The sequence below is a fragment of the Microbispora sp. H11081 genome, assembly GCF_012999535.1.
In the GTDB taxonomy this organism is placed as follows: domain Bacteria; phylum Actinomycetota; class Actinomycetes; order Streptosporangiales; family Streptosporangiaceae; genus Microbispora.
This window is the reverse complement of sequence record NZ_JABBWV010000003.1, coordinates 454563-472185: the sequence shown is the minus strand read 5'-3', so window position 1 is coordinate 472185 and position 17623 is coordinate 454563. Positions and strand designations below refer to the sequence as shown.

Sequence of the window (17623 nt, the reverse complement as noted above, 5' to 3'; positions counted from 1 at the left end):
CTGGAGGGGAGATGCCGAGGATCAGCGCGGCGACCGTCGCCGATCACCGCGCCAACCAGCACGCCGCCCTGCTGGAGGCGGCGCGGGAGATCCTGGCCGCCGACGGCGTGCACGCGCTCACCCCCGCGGCCGTCGGCGCCCGGATCGGCCTCGCCCGCTCCAGCGTCTACCGCTACTTCGCCTCCACCGCCGACATCCTGGCGCAGCTCGTGGAGGACGCGCTCCCCCGCTGGTCGGCCCGGCTGCGCGACGCCATCGCGTCCGCCGCCGCGCCGGACGGCTCGCTGCCCGCCAGGATTCGCGCGTACGGCAGGGCCGCGCTGGACTTCGTCGGCAGCGCCGACTACGCGCTGATCCCGGCGCTGCAGGCCATCGGGCTGCCGGGAGAGTGCCGGGCCCGCGTCGACGAGTTGCACGGCGAGCTCATGGCGCCGCTCGCCGACGCCCTGCGCGAAGCCGGGATGGACCACCCTTCGCTGCGGGCCGAGCTGGCCTGGGGCGTGCTGCGGGCGGGGAGCCGCCGTCTCGCGCCCGGCATCGCGGGCCACGACCCGGCGACCACGACGGCGGACACCGAAGAGATCATCGAGGTCACCCTCGACGTGCTCACCCGCGCCCTGCGCTGACCTCGGCGAGGTCGTTCAGAGCTTCCGGCCGACGGCTCCCAGGATGCCGGACCTGCCCGGCTGCACGGGCACGTCCCAGGGGACGTCGGGCCGCCACGCCTGGACCGGGACGAGGCCGGGCTCCAGCATCTCCAGACCGTCGAAGTAGGACGAGATCCGCGTCAGCGACCTTCCCGCGAGCCCGCCCGATGACGTGGCCGAGTAGACCCGCTCGCTCGCCTCGACGACCTCCTCCTCGACGTCGCCCTTGTAGATGTGCGACAGCACCAGGTGGCCGCCGGGCACCAGCCGTTCGCGTATGTCCGCCACGATGCGGTCTGCGGCGTCGTCGTCCGTCACGAAGTGCAGCACCGAGACAAGGAGGACGGCGAACGGCCGGGTGAAGTCGATGTGCGCCCGCACCACCGGCTCGTCGAAGACGGCGCCGGGATCGCGGAGATCACCGCTCAGGACCACCGTGTCCGGGTTGTCGGCCAGCAGCGCCCGCGCGTGGACCAGGACGACGGGGTCGTTGTCGACGTACACGACCCGCGATCCGGGGGCGTGCCGCTGCGCGACCTGGTGGACGTTCTCCTGCGTGGGCAGCCCCGCGCCGATGTCGATGAACTGGGTGACGCCCGACTGGGCTAGGTGCCGTACGGCCCTGCCGAGGAAGCCGCGGTTCTCCCTGGCGATCTCCCGCCCGTCGTTGCCCATCTGCCGGCCGATGACGAGCATCTTCTCCGCGGCCTCCCTGTCGGCCGGGAAGTTGTCCTTGCCGCCCAGGTAGTAGTCGTACATCCGGGCGACGCTGGGGACGGAGGGGTCGATGCCCGCCGGCGCGCGTCCGAAGTCGTCCATACGTCACTCCTCCTCGTGGGATCGCTCCCACGAATCGATCACGCCGGAGATCATCTCCTGAGATTCGCCCCCAGGCAACGGGGCAGCAGCACGGTGACCATCCCAGGAGGACAGATGACGCCACGCATGACCCTGTCGGCGGCCGTGCTCGACGCGCCGGACGCCCGCGAGCTCGCCGCCTTCTACCAGCGGCTTCTCGGCTGGGAGATCGACTCCGATGAGCCCGGATGGGTGACGATGCATCCGCCGGGCGGCGGGACCGGCCTGTCCTTCCAGACCGAGAAGGCGTACGTGCGGCCCGTGTGGCCCGCCGGGCGCGGAGAACAGCAGATGATGTTCCACCTGGACATCGAGGTGGACGACCTCGCCACGGCCGGCGCGCACGCGGTCGAGGCGGGCGCGACCCTCGCCGACCACCAGCCGCAGGACGACGTGCGGGTCTACCTCGACCCGGCCGGGCACCCGTTCTGCCTGTGGATCAGGACGGCCTGACCGGCACCCGGATGATCTGGCGGCGACGACCGCTGCCGAGTGAAAGCGGATTAATGCGGGCGACACTCCACGGACCGTGACCATGTAACAACGCGTGGTCAGACTTCCGGGCATGAGCGAACCGAGAAATGCCGCCGACGGGGGCGGGCACGCGTCTCCCGGCCCGCATATCCCGCACGGGGTCCGATCCTGGCGCCGGGAGATCGCGGAGCTTGCCGCGCTCTTCCTCGCCGTCGGCCTCGCCCACGTGATCACCACCCTGCTCGGCCACCGGGACCCCGGCCCCGTGGTCCTCGTCGGCCTCGGCCTCGCGCTGATCGTCGGCTCCGCCGCGCACAGGCGGCTGTCGGCCTCCGGAGTCGTACGGCCGCGCGCCCGCGTCAGGGCGGAGCAGCCCACCAGCCTGTGGCGGGTGCGGGCCAGGGTCGCCGAGCGCCCCGGCCGCCTCGCCGCGCTCGCCGGGGCGTTCGCCCGGCTGCGCTGCAACATCCTCGCCCTGCAGATCGCGCCCGCGGGCAGCGCGGCGATGACGCCGGGAGGCTGCGACGCGCTGGACGAGTTCATCGTCGAGGCCCCGGCCACACTCACGCCCCTCGACCTGTGGCGCGCGGTCGACCGGGCCGGCGGGGTGGACGCCGTCGTCGTGCCCGCCCAGGTCAGGGACCTCATCGACCCCGGCATTCAGGCGCTGCTGCTGGGTCAGCGCGTACGCGACAACCCGGGAGAACTGGTCGCGGCCATGAGCGAACTGCTGCGCACGGCCGAGGTCGGGTGGCAGGAGCCCGGCGAGCCGGTTTCCGGGGATGGCCCGGCCGTGATGACCATCCCCGTGAACGCCGACGCCGCGCTGGTGGCCAGGCGGCCCGATCTGCCGTTCACGCCGACCGAGGCGGCGCGGGCCGCCGCGCTGGCCGCGGCGGCCCGGCACCGTCACTGGGCGGACGAGTGAGGTGATCCTCAGCCCGCCGCGTCGAGCCTGGACAGCTCTACGGGCGACAGCTCCAGGTCCGCCGCCTTGACCGAGTCGAGGATCGTCTCCGGCCGCGACGAGCCCGGGATCGGGATCACCACCGGCGCCTTGGCCAGCATCCAGGCCAGGCACACCTGCTGCGGGCTCACGTTGTGGGCCCGCGCCACCTCCGCGAACGGCGCGAAGCGCGAGCCCAGCTCGCCCGCCTGGGAGATGCCGCCGAGCGGGCTCCAGGGCAGGAACGCGATGCCCATGTCCGCGCACAGCTCCAGCTCCGGCTCGCTGGAGCGGAAGGACGGGGAGAACTGGTTCTGCACGCTGACCAGACGGCCGCCGAGGATGTCGTTGGCCTGGCGGATCTGCTCGGGGTTCGCGTTGGAGATGCCGGCGTAGCGGATCTTGCCCGCGTCCAGCAGGTCGCGGATCGTGCCGACCGACTCCTCGTACGGCACCCGCGGGTCGGGCCGGTGGAACTGGTAGAGGCCGATCGCCTCGACGCCCAGCCGCTTGAGCGAGGCGTCGCAGGCCTGCCTGAGATGGTCGGGCGAGCCGTCGAGCGTCCACGAGCCGTCACCCGGGCGCAGGTGCCCGCCCTTGGTGGCGACCAGCACGTCCGAGGTATCCCCGCCGTAGCTCGCCAGAGCCTTGGCGATCAGCGTCTCGTTGTGGCCCACCTCGTCCGCGTACAGGTGGTAGGCGTCGGCCGTGTCGATCAGCGTCACCCCGGCGTCCAGGGCCGCGTGGATGGTCGCGATGGAGCGCTGCTCGTCCGGCCGCCCCTCGATGGACATCGGCATGCCCCCGAGACCGATCGCGCCGACCTGCACGTCACCGATGTGGCGAGTCCTCATGGAAGATCCCCCTTCTGGCACAGATCAGAGTTCTGTGTCCTATCCCCCGGCTTCGGCATTAAGCCGTGTGAGGGAGGTTACTCCTCCTTCAGATCCCGCCCGCTCCGCCCGTCCGTTACGAACCCGCGACGCGCACACCTTGCCCGAATCGGTCAAAACATTACATAGTTCTCTATACCTGGTGGCGCTCCCGAGCCACTCAAGGATCCCATCGAGGACAAAGGCGGCCCCCATGAGTGTGCACGTTCACGTCCGGCTCACCGACGGCTACGCGGTCACCGAGGACGGACAGCTGCTGGAGCACAGCAGCTGCCACTGCGGCGCCTCCTGGGAGAAGACCTACCGCGTGGACGAGGGCAAGCCCGAAGGCATCTGAACGACCCGGTCCCGGCACCCCACCGGGAGACCTTCGAGCCTCGGACCGGGGACGGCTTCATGGTCTTAGACCTCACGACCGCGGCCACTCCGGCGACGGCCGCGTAAGAACCTCTCACCTGCCGTCGCGGGCGATGATCTCCAGCAACGCGGAGTGCGTCTCCCCGTCGGCCGCCACGACGAGCCCGCCCGCACCGGTGTGCAGTGGCTCGCCGTGGATGCCGGTCACCACGCATCCGGCGGCCCGGCACAGCGCGATCCCGCTCGCGAAGTGCACGCTGTCGCGCAGATGCCCGTCGGTGACGTAGGCGGCCCGGCGACCGGCGGCGACCCACGTCACCGCGAGAGTCGTGGAGACGACCCGGGGGCGGAAACGCTCGGCGAAGCCCGGCTCGGCGAGGAGGCGGGCGGCGTGGAAGGCCGGCGCGTTCGGGAACGGCGGATCGAGGTTGACGTCCACCAGCCGCGATTCGGCCGACGGCGTGAGCCGTTCGTCCACACCTTCGCGACGAACGTACGCGCGGGCGCCGTCCGTCCAGAACACCTCGCCGGCGAACGGGTCGGCACAGGCCGCCGCCGTAATGGCGGATCCCACACGCAGGGCGACGTTCACCGCGACGAGCATGCCGCGCGCGGCGTAGTTCAACGTGCCGCACAGAGGATCGACCAGCCACATGCGCTCCGCGCCGGCCCGCCCGGTGCGTCCGCTCTCCTCCCCCGTCACGGCGTCGCCCGGACGCGCCGTGCGGATGACATCGATGATGGCCCTCTCCGCCTCGATGTCCGCGGCGGTGGCGAAGTCACCCGCGGACTTCGCGAAGCGCGTCAGCGACGTCCCCCACATGGCGCGCACGACGGCGGCTCCGGCTTGCGCCGCCGCCAGGGCCAACTCCTCGTCCGTGATCGACACGGGATCAGGACTACCACGACCCCGGCGGCGCGCGGGCAGCCCCGGGGTCGGCCCTCTCCCCAAGACGATCACTTCTCCGTAGAGCCGATCCAGAAGTTCCTCTGTTTCGGTGTCGGTGCCGCTCATGTCCCCCGCGTCGCCGGATGTCGCCCTCGCCCGCCGCCAGTCGCTCGCGGACCTGCTCAGGCGCTCCGCCCTGCCGGTCGAGGAAGGCCGAGGACAACCGAGGAAGATTCAGCCCTCGGGAAGCACTTCGACCATCTTTCCAGGAACTCCAGGCTCACTTCTCACCACCGCGATGAGCGTTTCCCCTGGCAACCAGTAGGTCGCGACAGCTCAGGGCCAAACGGTCAGGAGGGATAGCCGTAGCGGCCGTGGAGGCGGACGAAGCGGGCCAGCGTGAGGATCTGCCGGGGCTCCAGGCCGATGAGCGTGCGCTCGAAGAGCACGACCTCCTCCCGGCCGCCGGTGCCGATCGGCTGCACCAGACGGCCGCCGAGCCGCAACTGCTCGACCAGCGGCGCGGGGACCGTGGGAAAGGCCGCCGAGACGATGACGGCGTCATAGGGCGCGTGATCGGGCACTCCCTGACCGCCGTCGCCGACGAGCACCTTGGCGTTGCGGATGCCCTGGCGGGCGAGGTTGCGCCGCGCGTCGCGGACGAGGTCGGGCCACAGGTCGACACTGACCACGTCGGCGGCCATGCGGGCGAGCAGCGCGGTCTGGAAGCCGAGGCCGCTGCCGACCTCCAGCACGTGCTCGCGCCCGGTGAGTTCGAGCCCTTCGATCATCCTCGCCGACAGCGACGGCTGGGTGGTCACCTGCCCGTGCGCGATGGGGATCGGCACGTCCTCGTACGCGTGGGCGACGTGTGCCGCGGGGACGAACCCGGCCCTCGGGGTCGAGCGCACGGCCTGAAGCAGGCGCTCGTCACGGACGCCCGCCTCCCGGACGGCCCGGATGAGGTCTTCTGGACATGCGGCTGCGGTCACGTCCACCACGCTCACGTTCGACGGCGAGCGGCGCCGTCCCCGCCGGCGGCCCGCTCATCCCGGTGATGCCCCCTCAGCGGCGCGGGAATCCGAAGAGTCTCCCCGTCTCACGCCGGGGCCTTCTGGCTCGCGGGCGCGTGGGCTCAGCCGGCGGCGAAGGACACCTCCGCCGTGCTGACGGTGCCCGCGCGGCGGCCGGGGGCGGCCTGGTCCTGCCAGTAGAGGTTCGTGTGCGCGATCACCTGCTCGGGGGGCGGCGCGCCGTAGGCGGTGAGGTCCTCGGTGGTGTGCGCGTCGCCCACCAGTGTCACGTCGTATCCCCGGACGAAGGCCCCGTGAATGGTCGAGCGTATGCACATATCGGTCTGGGCGCCGGTGACGACGATCCGGCCCACTCCACGCTCGGCCAGCACCGCCTCCAGATCGGTGTCCTCGAACGAGTCGCCGTAGCTCTTGTGGACGAGCGGCTCCGCGTCGTGGCGGACCAACTCCGCGACGTACTGCCAGTCTTCGGTGCCGCGCTTGAGACCGGCGTCGGAGTGCTGCACCCAGATCACCGGCACGTCCTCCGCGCGCGCCTTTCCGATCAGGGTGTCGATGTTCGCGATCACGGTGTCGCGGTTGGGAGTGCCCGCCACCACGCCGTTCTGGACGTCGATGACCAGCAGCGCGGTGTTCGGACGATCAGCCAGGGTTGTCACGCGGATCTCCGTTCTCGTCATGGATCCTGTCATGGCTCACCCTAGATCTCGGCACCGACAAGTCCCTGCCTCCGATGCACCCCCAAATTGGAGGGGTAGATGCCGATTTGCTAGCGTTCGGGACGTGCGGTTGACGAAGTTCACGGACCTGGCGCTGCGCGTCACGATGCGCCTGGCGGTCCTGGAGCCCGGGGAGTCGCTCACCACCCGGCAGGTGGCCGAGGCGATGGCGATCCCCTACAACCACACGGCCAAGGCCATCGCCCGCCTGCGGCATCTCGGCGTCGTGGAGGCCCGCCGGGGTCGCGGGGGCGGCCTCGGGCTGACCGGGCTCGGCCGTACGGCGTCCATCGGCTGGCTGGTCCGCGAACTGGAGGGAGAGGAGGAGGTCGTCACCTGCGAGGGGGAGACCCCTTGCCCGCTGCGGGCCGCCTGCGGCCTTCGAGGCGCGCTGCGCTCCGCCCAGCAGGCCTTCTACGCCTCTCTCGATCCGATCACCGTGGAGCAGCTGGTCTCCTCGTCGTCGAGGCCGGTGCTGCTCGCTCTCACCTGACCCGCGTGAGCGGGACGACAGAGCCGAACCACGGCTTTTAATTCGCATCTCAGATACCGATTTGGAGGCACATCATGCTCTCCCCTGAGTCGGCCGGAACCGTCCGCGCCACCCTGCCCGTGATCGCCGGCGCGATCCAGGAGATCACCGCCCGTTTCTACGACACGATGTTCGCCGACAACCCCGAACTGCTGCGCGACCTGTTCAACCGGGGCAACCAGGCCAACGGCGAGCAGCGCGTCGCGCTGGCCGGGTCGATCGCGGCGTTCGCGACCGCGCTGGTGGAGCGCCCCGGCGAACCGCCCGCCACGATGCTGTCCAGGATCGCCAACAAGCACGCCTCCCTCGGCGTCACCGAGGACCAGTACGCCGTGGTGCACAAGTATCTGTTCGCCGCCATCGGCGAGGTGCTCGGCGGCGCGGTCACGCCCGAGGTCGCCCGTGCGTGGGACGAGGTCTACTGGCTCATGGCCGGGACGCTGATCGGCCTGGAGCGCGACCTCTATCGTGAGGCGCGCCGCGGCTGGACCAGGGCCACCGTGGTCGAGCGGCGCGACGAGACGCCGGACGTGGCCGCCTTCCTCCTGCGCCCGGACACGCCGATGTCCTTCCGGCCGGGCCAGTACGTCAGCGTACGGGTGACGCTGCCCGACGGGGCGCGGCAGATCCGGCAGTACAGCCTGTCGAACTCCCCCGAACGCGACCACTGGCGGATCACGGTCAAGCGGGTGCGCGGCGAGGGCGCACCCGAGGGCGAGGTCTCCGCCTGGCTGCACGAGCGTGTGCTGGCCGGTGACGTGCTCACGGTCTCCGCGCCCTTCGGCGACCTGACCCTGCCCGAGGGGGACGGCCCGCTGCTGCTCGCCTCGGCGGGGATCGGGCTCACCCCCATGCTGTCGATGCTCGGCCATCTCGCCGCCACCGGGTCGGACCGCCGTGTCGTCGTCGTGCACGCCGACCGCTCCCCTGACGCCCACGTCCACCGCGAGGAGCTCACGGAACTGGTCGCCGCGCTGCCCGGCGCCACCCTGCACCGGTGGTATGAGAACCCAGACCCCGGGCACACGGGGCACACCGGCCTGGCGGACCTGTCGGCGATCGAACTGCCGGAGGGCCTCGTGGCCTGCCTGTGCGGGCCGCTGCCGTTCATGCGGGCCGTACGCGCGCAACTGGCCGAGCGCGGAGTGCCCGCCTCGGGCATCCACTACGAGGTGTTCGGCCCCGACCTGTGGATCGCGGCCGCCTGACCTGGCAGGGACGGCCCGCCGCCCGTCAGCGGCGGGGCGTCCCGCGGCCGGCCCCGGTCAGCGCAGCAGGCCGACGCCGGCGTAGCCGTCCACGCCGGGAAGCCTCGGCAGCTTCGGCTCATCGGGCTCGGGCCGCCACTCCTCCGCCACGACGAGACCCGGCTCGACCAGGTCGAACCCGTCGAAGAACCGCAGCAGTTCCGCGTGGGTCCGCGGGGTGACCGCCCCAGCCGAGGTGTTCTTGTACAGCTCGCGCCCCTCGCGGATCTTCTCCTCGTCGAGGTCGCCGAACGACAGGTGGCTGATGGCCATCCCGCTTCCCGGGGCGAGCCGGTCGCGCAGGGTGCCGACGATGCGCTCGGCCTCCTTGGTCTCCGGGATGAAGTGCAGCACGGCCACCATGAGCAGGCCCACCGGCTTGCCGAAGTCGATGTGCTCGTTGACGCGGGGGTCGGCGAGGATGGCCTCGGGCTCGCGCAGGTCGCCGTCCACGACGATCGTCTGGGCGTTGTCGGCCAGCAGGGCCCGGCCGTGGGCGAGCACGATCGGGTCGTTGTCGACGTAGACGACGCGCGCGTCCGGGGCTTCGCGGAGCGCGACCTGGTGGACGTTCTCCTGGGTCGGCAGGCCGGCGCCGATGTCGAGGAACTGACGGATGCCCTCACGGGCCATGAGCGTCACCGCGCGCCGGAGGAAGCGCCGGTTGGTCTGCACGCCCTCTCGCGCGTTCGGGGTCAGCTCGATGAGCTTCTCGGCCGCCGCCCGGTCGACGGCGAAGTGGTCCTTGCCTCCGAGGAGGTAGTCGTAGATCCGGGCGACACTGGGGATCGTCACGTCGATCCCCGGCGGGCCCTGCTCCTTGGTCATCAGTCCTGCCCCTGATCCGCTTTTCGGTTGATCAAAAGGTAGCCGATTAATCAGGATTTAGCGCATTTAGCGGGGGATTGACCGGCATGTGGCACAGCATGCCGGTCAATCCGGGCCGCGACCCGTCAGTCTCCCGCCGGGCGCTCGCTCCGCGGCGTGCCCGCCACCAGGATGTCGACCGGGCCCGTGGTCGCCGGGCTGACGGTGACGGGTCCAGTGACGACCGGGTCGGCGATGAAGTCGCGCATCCAGTGGAAGCTGGCCTTCGGCGTGCGCGCCTGAGTCTCGTAGTCCACATGGACGATGCCGAACCTGGCGGAGTAGCCCCGGGCCCACTCGAAGTTGTCCATCAGCGACCAGCAGAAGTAGCCCCGCACGTCCGCGCCCGCCTCCATCGCGTCACGGGTCGCGGTGAGGTGGTCGCGCAGGTAGTCGATGCGGCCTTCGTCCTCCAGCACGCCGTCGTCGCCGTACCCGTTCTCCGTGATGTAGACCGGCGGCAGGTCCGGATAGCGGGACGTCAGCCCTACCAGGGTCTCGTACAGCCCTTCTGGCTCCACCACCCAGCCGAGCCCGCTGGTGCGCGCGTGCTCGGGACTCACGGTGCGCGCGCCGAGGTCGAACGCCGTCCGCAGGGCCGGGTCGGCCTCCTCGTACGGCGCGGCCTCCACGTGCAGGCGGTAGTAGTAGTTGACGCCGAGGTAGTCGACCGGCCTGCCGATGATCTCCAGGTCGCCGTCCCTGCGGAAGGCGAAGTCGGTGATCCGGCCGAACGTCTCGGCCATGTCGGCGGCGTAGGCCCCGCCGAAGAGCGGCTCGGTGAACTGCCGGTTGACCAGCAGGTCCATGCGCCGCGCGGCGTCGACGTCCTGCGGCGAGGAGGTCACCGGCACCGTGGGCGACATGTTGAGCGTCACCCCGATCCGCTGACCCGGCCTGGCCATCTCACGCAGGCGGGCGACGGCCAGGCCGTGCCCCAGCAGCAGGTGGTGGGCCGCGGCCAGCGCGCCCTCCCCCTCCTTGGCGCCGGGCGCGTGCCGGCCCTCGCCGTAGCCGACGATTGACGAGCAGTACGGCTCGTTGAGCGTGATCCAGTTCGACACCGACTCGCCGAGGGACTCGTACATCACCTCGGCGTAGTCGGCGAACCGCTCGGCCGTGTCGCGGACCCGCCAGCCCCCGCGGTCCTCAAGCGCCTGTGGCAGGTCCCAGTGGTAGAGAGTGACGTACGGCTCGATGCCGCCCTCGCGCAGGGCGTCCACGAGCCGGCGGTAGAAGTCCAGCCCGCGCCGGTTCACCGGTCCACGGCCGTCGGGCATCACCCGCGGCCAGGCAACGGAGAAACGGTAGGCCCCCGCCCCCAGGTCTTTCATGAGATCGACATCCTCTTGCCAGCGGTGATAGTGGTCGCAGGCGACATCACCCGACTCGCCCCGTGCCACCGCGCCGGGCACCCGGCAGAAGGTGTCCCAGATCGAAGGCCCCCGGCCGTCGTCGTCGACGGCCCCCTCAATCTGGTACGCCGCGGTGGCCGTGCCCCACACGAAGCCGGCGGGAAAAGTCCGCAGCATGGCGGGGCGTTCGTCGGTCGCCGTCATTCCCTGTTCACTCCAGGTTCCGTGCCCGCTGCGGTGAACGGCCCGGGCACGGCGGCAGGCCGTGTGGGCGATGGGACCGTTCCCCCGGCAGCCACGGGACCCGCCGAGCCGTACGGCGGGCACAAACGCGGGCAGACGGAGTTCCGCAGCGGACACCTGAACTCCCTCGCAGGAGGAAGGGAAGCGGCTGCGAGAAGCGACAACGACCGGGCCCGTGGCAACGAGACAGCACCAGCCGATGTCCGCCATCACACATAGAACGGGCCAGCGCTGTCAAGTCACGAAATCGTGACGAGGGGAAATTCTTCTTACTGGTTGACGAGCCGCCCTGTTGTTGCGTACTTTCAGGGAAACCGGTTGCATGAAACCGGTTACAGCGAGATGCGATAGCGTATTGGTCCGTGGCAACGATCAGAGAGCTGGCGCGCCTGTGCGGCGTGTCTCCCGCGACTGTCTCCCGCGTGTTCAACAACCCCAAGGTGGTGAACGCGAAGACGAGGGAACAGGTCCTGCGGACGGCGCGCCAGATCGGCTACCTGCCCAACGAGTCGGCCCGCACGCTGGCCACCAAGAAGTCCTTCATGGTGGGCCTCGTGTGGGACACCGACCACCGCCGCCCCGGCTGGCGGCACCCGTTCTTCCAAGAGATCCTCATCGGCCTCAAGACCGCGCTCAGCGGGCGCGGTTATCACCTGCTCATGCTGGCCACGAGCGAGGAGCCGACCGAGGACTCCTACGTGCGCGCCGTGCGCAGGCACAACCTGGACGGCGTGGTAGTGATCGACAGCGGCACCTGGGACCCGTCGCTGCGGCGGCTGGCCGAATCGGGCATCCCCTGCGTCAGCCTGGACCGTCCCGTGCAGGGTCCCCGCGCCACATATGTCACCTCGGACAACATCGGCGGCGCCCGCCTGGCCGTACGGCACCTGCACGAGCGGGGGCGCCGGGCCATCGCCACGATCACCGGCCCGGCGCACACGCGGCCGGGCGCGGAGCGCCTGCAGGGCTACCATGACGAACTGGCCGCGCTCGGGCTCCCGCGCCGGCCCGAGCTGGTGGTCGAGGGCGACTTCTATCTGTCGGGTGGCCACGCCGCGATGCGCCGCCTGCTGGAGGCCGACGACCGGCCCGACGCCGTGTTCGTCGCCGGTGACGAGATGGCCGTCGGCGCGCTCGTGGCGATCGGCGAGGCCGGCCTGAAGGTGCCGGAGGACATCGCCCTCGTCGGGTTCGACGACATCGAGGTGGCCGCGCTCGTCCCGCCGGGCCTGACGACCGTCGCCCAGGACAAGGACGGCTTCGGCACCGCCGCCGCGGAGGCGGTGGTCTCCATGATCAACGGTGCGGACGCGCCGCCGCCCCGGATCCTGCCTGCCACGCTCGTCGTGCGCGGTTCCAGCACGCCCCCGCTCTGACCCGCCTGATCCCCGACCGCTCACCGGCGGCGGCGAAGCCGGGCGTCCCGCAGCGCGGGCGGCGTGGTGGCGTAGTTGTCCTCGGGGTCGAGGTCCGTTCCCGGCGGCACGATGGCGTCGACGCGGTCCAGGATGTCGTCGGTCAGGTCCACGTCGGCGCCCGGCAGGAGACCGTCGAGCTGGCCGGCGGTGCGCGGCCCGATCAGCACGGACGTGACGGCCGGGTGCGCGCGGGCGAAGGCGACCGCGAGTTGCGGCAGCGTCATCCCGACCTCTCCGGCGAGGGCGGCGAGCTCCGTGAGCGCGGCGGCCTTGAGCCTGCCGGCCGGCGTCGTCGGGTCGTACTGCGACGGCCGCGCCGAGGCCCGGTGACCGGCCGGGAGGTCGGCCCGCCCGGAGAGCCAGCCGCCGTTGAGAGGGCTGAAGGTGAGGACGCCGAGCCCGTGGCGCTGGGCGGTCGGGAACACCGCGCCCTCCGGCTTGCGGGTGAAGACGGAGTACATCGACTGCTCGGTCAGGAACCGGTGCGTCCCCGTGCGCCGCGCCGTCCACTGGGCCTCCGTGATCAGCTCCGCGGGGAACATGGAGGAGCCGAACGCCCGGATCTTCCCGGCGCGGACGAGGTCGGTCAGGGCCGACAGCGTCTCGCCGACGTCCGTCTCGTGGTCGGGGCGGTGCATCTGGTAGAGGTCGATGTGATCGACGTCCAGGCGGCGCAGGCTGTCTTCGACCGCGCGGACGATCCACCTCGGCAGCATGGGAAACCGCGACCACGACGACGCGGTCCGCGTCATCCACCGCGCGCTCGACGCCGGCATCAACGTCATCGACACCGCCGACGTCTACTACCAGGGTGGATGTGAGGAGATCGTCGGGAAGGTGATCAAGGGCCGTCGCGACGACCTCGTCATCGCCACGAAGTTCGGGCTGCCGACAGGCGAGGACCCCAATCGGCGAGGCGGTTCCCGGCAGTACCTCGTCGTGTCGGTGGACCTCCCGGTGATCGGCCAGGCCCTGGAAGCCAGCCCGGACAAGCCGTTCGTCGTCTTCAGCATGTCTCTGCGTCCGGCGGACATCGCGCCGCTGCTGCTGGAGGCGCGCGCGGCCGGCAAGCCCCCGGCGTTCACCGGAATGGCGGTGAGCGACGCCTCACCGGAGTTGCTGGACCCCGTCGTACGTCTGCTGCGCATCGCGGACCGGCCGGACGACCTGCGCGTGCTCGGCCCCGGACTTCAGCGGGAGATCCTCTGGTGGCTCATCAACGGCGACCAGGGTGCGCTCGTACGGCAGATCGGCCTCGTCGACGGCAATCTCGCGCTCATCTCCCGGGGAATCCGCTGGATCCGCGAGCACTACCGGGAGCACCTCTCCGTCACGGATCTGGCGGAACTCTGCGGTATGAGCGCGTCGTCCTTTCACCGGCACTTCCGCGCCGCGACGTCGATGACGCCGGTGCGGTTCCAGAAGCAGATCCGTCTCCAGACGGCCCGCACCCTGCTCATGACCCGGTCGGGGAACGTGGCGGAGATCGGCTATTTCGTCGGTTACGAAAGCCCGTCGCAGTTCAGCAGGGAGTACCGCAAGGTGTTCGAGGCCTCTCCCGGCCGGGACGCCGCGCGACTGTCCGCCATGGCGCACGACGTCACGCGGGAGTTGGTGGACGAGCCGGCGTGATCCGGATCGTCGTCGGCGAGCACCCTCACGCACACGCGACTTCCGAACCGTATGGTGTACGGTAAGGCGTACGCGAGAAGGGTGGAGTGCATGTACGAGCCGAGCGACGAGGAACTGAAGAGCGTCGAGGACTGGTTCGCCCAGTACGACGCGCTCGCCGAACTCGGAGAGATCGAGAAAGTGGCCGACCTCGCGGTCTTCCCGATGAACCTGGTCACCGACGTGCCGGGCGGCTTCGCCGCGGTGCGGCAGTGGACGCGCGAGGAGTACGTCGAGGCGATGAAGGAGGCCATGGGCGGCGGAACGGCGGGGCTCGGGCTTGAGTCGGTTCGGACGCCGCGTTTCCTCAGCCCCAACCTCGTGTTCGTGGAGACCAGGGCGACGATGACGATCGAGGGCCGCAGGGAGAGCATGCACTACGGCGACCTGCTGGTGCGTACAGAGGAAGGGTGGGCGTTCCAGACGATGGCGCAGGGCGGCTGGGGCCACGGGTGGCCGCCCGCCAAGCGCGGCTGACCCCGGTGAAGCGTATTTGAGGCCGGACGGCCACCGCGGCATCGGTGGCACGAGTGCCACCGCAGGTGACCGTTCGGAGCAGCGGCCGGCATCGCTGAGACCTCCGGGCGGCGGTCGGGCCGCTCGGAGGTCTCGTTCTGTCCTGGGCGGCAAAGGAGCCCAACGCCGGCCGGCCGAAATCCAGGTGCGGACCGTCGGTGCGGGTGTGTGTGATCGGTGCGTGGCAATTGTGTTGGGTGAGCCGGGAGCCGGTGGGCTGGGCGAGGTTGTGGGAGTGCTGCGGGATTGGCAGTACGACGGGGCGCTGGTGCAACTGCATCCGGGGGATCTGGGCTGGTTCTGGCGGTTCGGTGCGGAGGCGACGGCCGCGGCGGTCCGGACGTGGAGCCGGGACGGACGGATTCTCGCCGTCGGGCTGCTCGACCATCCCAAGCTGTTGCGGCTGGCGGTCGCGCCAGACGCTCGGCGGGACGAGGAACTGGCGCAGCGACTGGTCGAGGACGTGACCGAGCCGGAGCGCGGCGTACTGACCGAGGGGAAGGCGCACGTCGACGCGTCGATGTGCGCGCTTGTCCAAGATCTGCTGTGCAAGGACGGCTGGAAGGCCGACGAGCCGTGGACGCCGCTGCGCCACGACCTCGCGGAGCCGGCGAAGGATCCGGGCGTGCGGATAGAGGTGATCGGTCCGGAGCGGGCGCACGTGCGGACCGCCGTACAGCGAGCAGCGTTCGACGGGTCCACGTTCACGGACGAGCGCTGGCACGCGATGGCGGCCGGGTTGCCGTACGCCGACGCCCGGTGCCTGGTCGCGTACGACGACCAGGGCGACGCGGTGGCGGCGGTGACGGTGTGGTCGGCCGGTCCGGGTAAGCCTGGGCTGCTCGAGCCGATGGGCGTGCACCGGGAACATCGCGGTCACGGTTACGGCACCGCGATCACCGTCGCCGCAGCGGCCGCTCTTCGGGAGCTGGGCTCGTCGAGTGCGATCGTCTGCACCCCGAGCTCCAATGCCGGCGCCGTCGCCACCTACGAGTCAGCCGGCTTCCAGCGACTTCCCGAGATCCGGGACCAGTACCGGGTCGCCTAGCGCCTCCCCAGCTCCCTGACTGATCACCGCGCCGGCATCACTCCGGAGAGTGAGGCCAAGTGGGCCGATGGGTCCTGATAATGGGCGGATGTTCGCAGCGGGCCGGATCGGCAGGGCGGTTGACGGGGCGCTCGCCGTGGGCGTGGTCCTGGCTACGGTCGGACCGCTACTGCTGCCCGATCCCAGACCGTGGTGGATCATCGGGCTGGGGCTGCTGGCGTCGGTGCCGGTGTGGTGGCGCAGGCGGGCGCCGATGGCGGTGGCGGTGGTGGTCGGGACGGCGATGACGGTGATGGTGACGTGGGAGAAGCCGTTTCTGCCCTTCGGGCCGCTGCTGGCCGTCTACACGATCGCCGACCTGAGTCCCACCTGGAAGAGGCTGGCGGCGATTCCGGGGATCGTGGCGGCTGTGGGTGTCTCGCTGGTGCTGCCCGGAGAGAACGACGAGACCTTCCGGCTGGTGGGGACAGCCTTTGTGGCCGCCTACGCGCTGGGCACCAGTGTCAGGGCAAGTCGCTCGCGAGCCGCCGAACTGGCCGAGCGGGCGCGGCGGCGGGAGCAGGAGCACATCGCGGCGGCGGCAGAGGAGCGCACCCGGATCGCGCGCGACATGCATGACATCGTCACCCATTCCGTCGGCCTGATGGTGGTGCAGGCCGAAGCCGGGCCGGTGGTGCTCCGCAGCGACCCGGACAAGGCCGAAGCGGTCTTTGACGCCATCGCCGGCACGGGAAGGGGTGCGCTGGCCGAGCTCAGGGGGGCGCTCGCCGCCCTGCGGACCCCGGGCGAAGGTGGCGGACCGGCGTTGGGCCATGCCGGCGAGCGCCTGCGCGAGTCGCTGTTTCAGCCGCGTCTGGCCAACCTGCCCGCGCTGATCGAGCGCAGCGGTCTCGATGTGGCGAGCATGACTGTCGGCACCCCGCGCCCGGTCACCGAAAGCGTCGAGGCCGCCGTCTACCGCATCGTTCAGGAGGCGCTCACCAACGTACGCAAGCACGCCGGGATGCGTGCCGTACGCCTCACTCTGACCTGGCGGGAGAGCCTGACGGTGGAGATCGCCGACGACGGGCGGGGGCCGGGTGAGGGCGGCGGGTACGGGTTGGCCGGGATGCGGGAACGGGCGGCGGCATGTGGCGGGACGCTCAGGGTCGGGGCCGGACCAAACGGGGGATTCGTGGTCAAAGCTGAATTCCCGCTTGAATAGCCTGCGTGTTACGGGTGCTCATCGCCGACGACCAGGACCTCTTCCGCGCGGGGTTCGGGCTGATCCTGGACGCGCAGCCGGACATCGAGGTGGTCGGCGAGGCCGCCGACGGCGAGGAGGCGATCGCCGAGGCCAGGCGGCTCCAGCCGGACGTGGTCCTGATGGACGTGCGCATGCCGGGCAAGAACGGCATCGAGGCGACCAGGGAGATCTGCGGCACCACCGCCGCCAAGGTGCTCGTGCTGACCATGTTCGATCTCGACGAGTACGTCTATGACGCGGTCCGGGCGGGGGCGAGCGGTTTCCTGCTGAAAGACATCCGGCGCGACGAACTCGCCCACGCCGTACGCACCGTCGCCTCAGGTGAGGCCCTGCTCGCCCCGGCGGCGACCAGGAGACTGCTCGAGGACCTGGTGCGCAGGCCCGCCCACGGCGTCGCCCCCCGGCTGGCGGCCAGGCTGGAGGCACTGACCGACCGCGAGCGTGAGACGCTGAAGCTGGTCGCGCGCGGCCTGTCGAACGCGGAGATCGCCGCCACGTTCGTGGTCACCGAGCACACGGTCAAGACGCACGTCAGCCGCATGCTCGCCAAGCTGGACCTGCGAGACCGAGTCCAGGCCGTGGTGCTCGCCTACGAGTCCGGGCTGGTGGTCGCCGGTGAGAGTGACAACGGAGATCGCACCCGCGACTGACGCGCCGGCCGGG

20 protein-coding genes are annotated in these 17623 nt (G+C 70.9%); 12 read left to right on the top strand and 8 right to left on the bottom strand.

Going from position 1 to position 17623, the window contains the following annotated elements; all coding sequences use genetic code 11:
- Nucleotides 1–11 precede the first annotated feature (11 nt).
- Nucleotides 12–626: a TetR/AcrR family transcriptional regulator gene (locus tag HHX31_RS11760; protein ID WP_169948069.1), complete on the top strand. Its 615-nt coding sequence runs from the start codon at nucleotides 12–14 to the stop codon at nucleotides 624–626.
- A 15-nt stretch (nucleotides 627–641) separates the two neighbouring features.
- On the opposite strand, the gene HHX31_RS11755 is transcribed toward HHX31_RS11760, so the two are convergent.
- Entirely contained in the window at nucleotides 642–1466 is an 825-nt protein-coding gene (locus tag HHX31_RS11755) for an SAM-dependent methyltransferase (RefSeq protein ID WP_169948067.1), read from the bottom strand.
- Between the two features lie 114 nt (nucleotides 1467–1580).
- Here HHX31_RS11755 and HHX31_RS11750 point away from each other — a divergent pair, with 114 nt between their 5' ends.
- Together HHX31_RS11750 and HHX31_RS11745 are read left to right on the top strand one after the other, a co-directional pair.
- Nucleotides 1581–1958: a VOC family protein gene (locus HHX31_RS11750; RefSeq protein ID WP_211589574.1), complete on the top strand. Its 378-nt coding sequence runs from the start codon at nucleotides 1581–1583 to the stop codon at nucleotides 1956–1958.
- Between the two features lie 112 nt (nucleotides 1959–2070).
- Entirely contained in the window at nucleotides 2071–2907 is an 837-nt protein-coding gene (locus HHX31_RS11745; protein ID WP_169948065.1) for a hypothetical protein, read from the top strand.
- Nucleotides 2908–2915: 8 nt separating this feature from the next.
- Here HHX31_RS11745 and HHX31_RS11740 read toward each other — a convergent pair whose 3' ends face one another.
- Nucleotides 2916–3779, bottom strand: a complete 864-nt coding sequence (locus HHX31_RS11740) for an aldo/keto reductase (RefSeq protein WP_169948063.1) — start codon at nucleotides 3777–3779, stop codon at nucleotides 2916–2918.
- 232 nt (nucleotides 3780–4011) lie between these two features.
- Here HHX31_RS11740 and HHX31_RS11735 point away from each other — a divergent pair, with 232 nt between their 5' ends.
- Nucleotides 4012–4155, top strand: coding sequence for a hypothetical protein (locus HHX31_RS11735; protein ID WP_169948061.1), 144 nt, complete (start codon nucleotides 4012–4014; stop codon nucleotides 4153–4155).
- 114 nt (nucleotides 4156–4269) lie between these two features.
- On the opposite strand, the gene HHX31_RS11730 is transcribed toward HHX31_RS11735, so the two are convergent.
- From HHX31_RS11730 to HHX31_RS11720, 3 genes are all read right to left on the bottom strand, one after another.
- On the bottom strand, nucleotides 4270–5064 hold the full coding sequence (locus HHX31_RS11730) for an inositol monophosphatase family protein (RefSeq protein WP_169948059.1): 795 nt from the start codon (nucleotides 5062–5064) through the stop codon (nucleotides 4270–4272).
- A gap of 350 nt (nucleotides 5065–5414) precedes the next feature.
- A complete protein-coding gene (locus HHX31_RS11725) occupies nucleotides 5415–6056 on the bottom strand; it encodes a protein-L-isoaspartate(D-aspartate) O-methyltransferase (RefSeq protein ID WP_169948057.1) in 642 nt (213 codons plus the stop codon).
- A gap of 143 nt (nucleotides 6057–6199) precedes the next feature.
- Nucleotides 6200–6757 carry a cysteine hydrolase family protein gene (locus HHX31_RS11720; protein ID WP_169948055.1) on the bottom strand — a complete coding sequence of 186 codons (558 nt, stop codon included), beginning with the start codon at nucleotides 6755–6757 and terminating at the stop codon, nucleotides 6200–6202.
- Nucleotides 6758–6881: 124 nt separating this feature from the next.
- Here HHX31_RS11720 and HHX31_RS11715 point away from each other — a divergent pair, with 124 nt between their 5' ends.
- Both HHX31_RS11715 and HHX31_RS11710 read left to right on the top strand, forming a co-directional pair.
- Nucleotides 6882–7310: an Rrf2 family transcriptional regulator gene (locus HHX31_RS11715; RefSeq protein WP_169948053.1), complete on the top strand. Its 429-nt coding sequence runs from the start codon at nucleotides 6882–6884 to the stop codon at nucleotides 7308–7310.
- 74 nt (nucleotides 7311–7384) lie between these two features.
- A complete protein-coding gene (locus tag HHX31_RS11710; protein WP_169948051.1) occupies nucleotides 7385–8557 on the top strand; it encodes a globin domain-containing protein in 1173 nt (390 codons plus the stop codon).
- A 57-nt stretch (nucleotides 8558–8614) separates the two neighbouring features.
- On the opposite strand, the gene HHX31_RS11705 is transcribed toward HHX31_RS11710, so the two are convergent.
- Complete coding sequence (locus HHX31_RS11705; RefSeq protein WP_169948049.1) at nucleotides 8615–9424, bottom strand: SAM-dependent methyltransferase; 810 nt, start codon at nucleotides 9422–9424, stop codon at nucleotides 8615–8617.
- Between the two features lie 125 nt (nucleotides 9425–9549).
- Entirely contained in the window at nucleotides 9550–11022 is a 1473-nt protein-coding gene (locus tag HHX31_RS11700) for a GH1 family beta-glucosidase (protein WP_211589570.1), read from the bottom strand.
- Between the two features lie 401 nt (nucleotides 11023–11423).
- On the opposite strand from HHX31_RS11700, the gene HHX31_RS11695 reads away from it, so the two are divergent.
- Nucleotides 11424–12437, top strand: coding sequence for a LacI family DNA-binding transcriptional regulator (locus tag HHX31_RS11695; protein WP_169948047.1), 1014 nt, complete (start codon nucleotides 11424–11426; stop codon nucleotides 12435–12437).
- A 20-nt stretch (nucleotides 12438–12457) separates the two neighbouring features.
- Here the strand turns inward: HHX31_RS11695 and HHX31_RS11690 are convergent, their stop codons facing one another.
- Nucleotides 12458–13195, bottom strand: coding sequence for an aldo/keto reductase (locus HHX31_RS11690; protein WP_249345870.1), 738 nt, complete (start codon nucleotides 13193–13195; stop codon nucleotides 12458–12460).
- Here HHX31_RS11690 and HHX31_RS11685 point away from each other — a divergent pair.
- From HHX31_RS11685 to HHX31_RS11665, 5 genes are all read left to right on the top strand, one after another.
- Nucleotides 13194–14111 (top strand): aldo/keto reductase, encoded by a 918-nt coding sequence (locus HHX31_RS11685; protein WP_169948043.1) that lies wholly within the window; start codon nucleotides 13194–13196, stop codon nucleotides 14109–14111. The genes HHX31_RS11690 and HHX31_RS11685 overlap by 2 nt on opposite strands.
- Before the next feature lie 90 nt (nucleotides 14112–14201).
- On the top strand, nucleotides 14202–14627 hold the full coding sequence (locus HHX31_RS11680) for a nuclear transport factor 2 family protein (RefSeq protein ID WP_169948041.1): 426 nt from the start codon (nucleotides 14202–14204) through the stop codon (nucleotides 14625–14627).
- 220 nt (nucleotides 14628–14847) lie between these two features.
- Nucleotides 14848–15714 carry a GNAT family N-acetyltransferase gene (locus HHX31_RS11675; RefSeq protein WP_169948039.1) on the top strand — a complete coding sequence of 289 codons (867 nt, stop codon included), beginning with the start codon at nucleotides 14848–14850 and terminating at the stop codon, nucleotides 15712–15714.
- Nucleotides 15715–15802: 88 nt separating this feature from the next.
- Nucleotides 15803–16918, top strand: coding sequence for a sensor histidine kinase (locus HHX31_RS11670; RefSeq protein ID WP_169948037.1), 1116 nt, complete (start codon nucleotides 15803–15805; stop codon nucleotides 16916–16918).
- A 5-nt stretch (nucleotides 16919–16923) separates the two neighbouring features.
- The gene (locus HHX31_RS11665; RefSeq protein WP_169948035.1) at nucleotides 16924–17610 is read left to right on the top strand and encodes a response regulator transcription factor; all 687 of its coding nucleotides are present in this window, start codon (nucleotides 16924–16926) and stop codon (nucleotides 17608–17610) included.
- The last annotated feature ends 13 nt before the right edge of the window (nucleotides 17611–17623 follow it).

What these genes read in the sequence shown, in the direction of transcription:
- HHX31_RS11700 (WP_211589570.1), bottom strand. Translation starts at nt 11,022, where the DNA reads ATGACGGCGACCGACGAACGCCCCGCCATGCTGCGGACTTTTCCCGCC.
- HHX31_RS11670 (WP_169948037.1), top strand. Translation starts at nt 15,803, where the DNA reads ATGTTCGCAGCGGGCCGGATCGGCAGGGCGGTTGACGGGGCGCTCGCC.
- HHX31_RS11705 (WP_169948049.1), bottom strand. Translation starts at nt 9,424, where the DNA reads ATGACCAAGGAGCAGGGCCCGCCGGGGATCGACGTGACGATCCCCAGT.
- HHX31_RS11735 (WP_169948061.1), top strand. Translation starts at nt 4,012, where the DNA reads ATGAGTGTGCACGTTCACGTCCGGCTCACCGACGGCTACGCGGTCACC.
- HHX31_RS11760 (WP_169948069.1), top strand. Translation starts at nt 12, where the DNA reads ATGCCGAGGATCAGCGCGGCGACCGTCGCCGATCACCGCGCCAACCAG.
- HHX31_RS11680 (WP_169948041.1), top strand. Translation starts at nt 14,202, where the DNA reads ATGTACGAGCCGAGCGACGAGGAACTGAAGAGCGTCGAGGACTGGTTC.
- HHX31_RS11755 (WP_169948067.1), bottom strand. Translation starts at nt 1,466, where the DNA reads ATGGACGACTTCGGACGCGCGCCGGCGGGCATCGACCCCTCCGTCCCC.
- HHX31_RS11685 (WP_169948043.1), top strand. Translation starts at nt 13,194, where the DNA reads ATGGGAAACCGCGACCACGACGACGCGGTCCGCGTCATCCACCGCGCG.
- HHX31_RS11710 (WP_169948051.1), top strand. Translation starts at nt 7,385, where the DNA reads ATGCTCTCCCCTGAGTCGGCCGGAACCGTCCGCGCCACCCTGCCCGTG.
- HHX31_RS11745 (WP_169948065.1), top strand. Translation starts at nt 2,071, where the DNA reads ATGAGCGAACCGAGAAATGCCGCCGACGGGGGCGGGCACGCGTCTCCC.
- HHX31_RS11690 (WP_249345870.1), bottom strand. Translation starts at nt 13,195, where the DNA reads ATGCTGCCGAGGTGGATCGTCCGCGCGGTCGAAGACAGCCTGCGCCGC.
- HHX31_RS11740 (WP_169948063.1), bottom strand. Translation starts at nt 3,779, where the DNA reads ATGAGGACTCGCCACATCGGTGACGTGCAGGTCGGCGCGATCGGTCTC.
- HHX31_RS11750 (WP_211589574.1), top strand. Translation starts at nt 1,581, where the DNA reads ATGACGCCACGCATGACCCTGTCGGCGGCCGTGCTCGACGCGCCGGAC.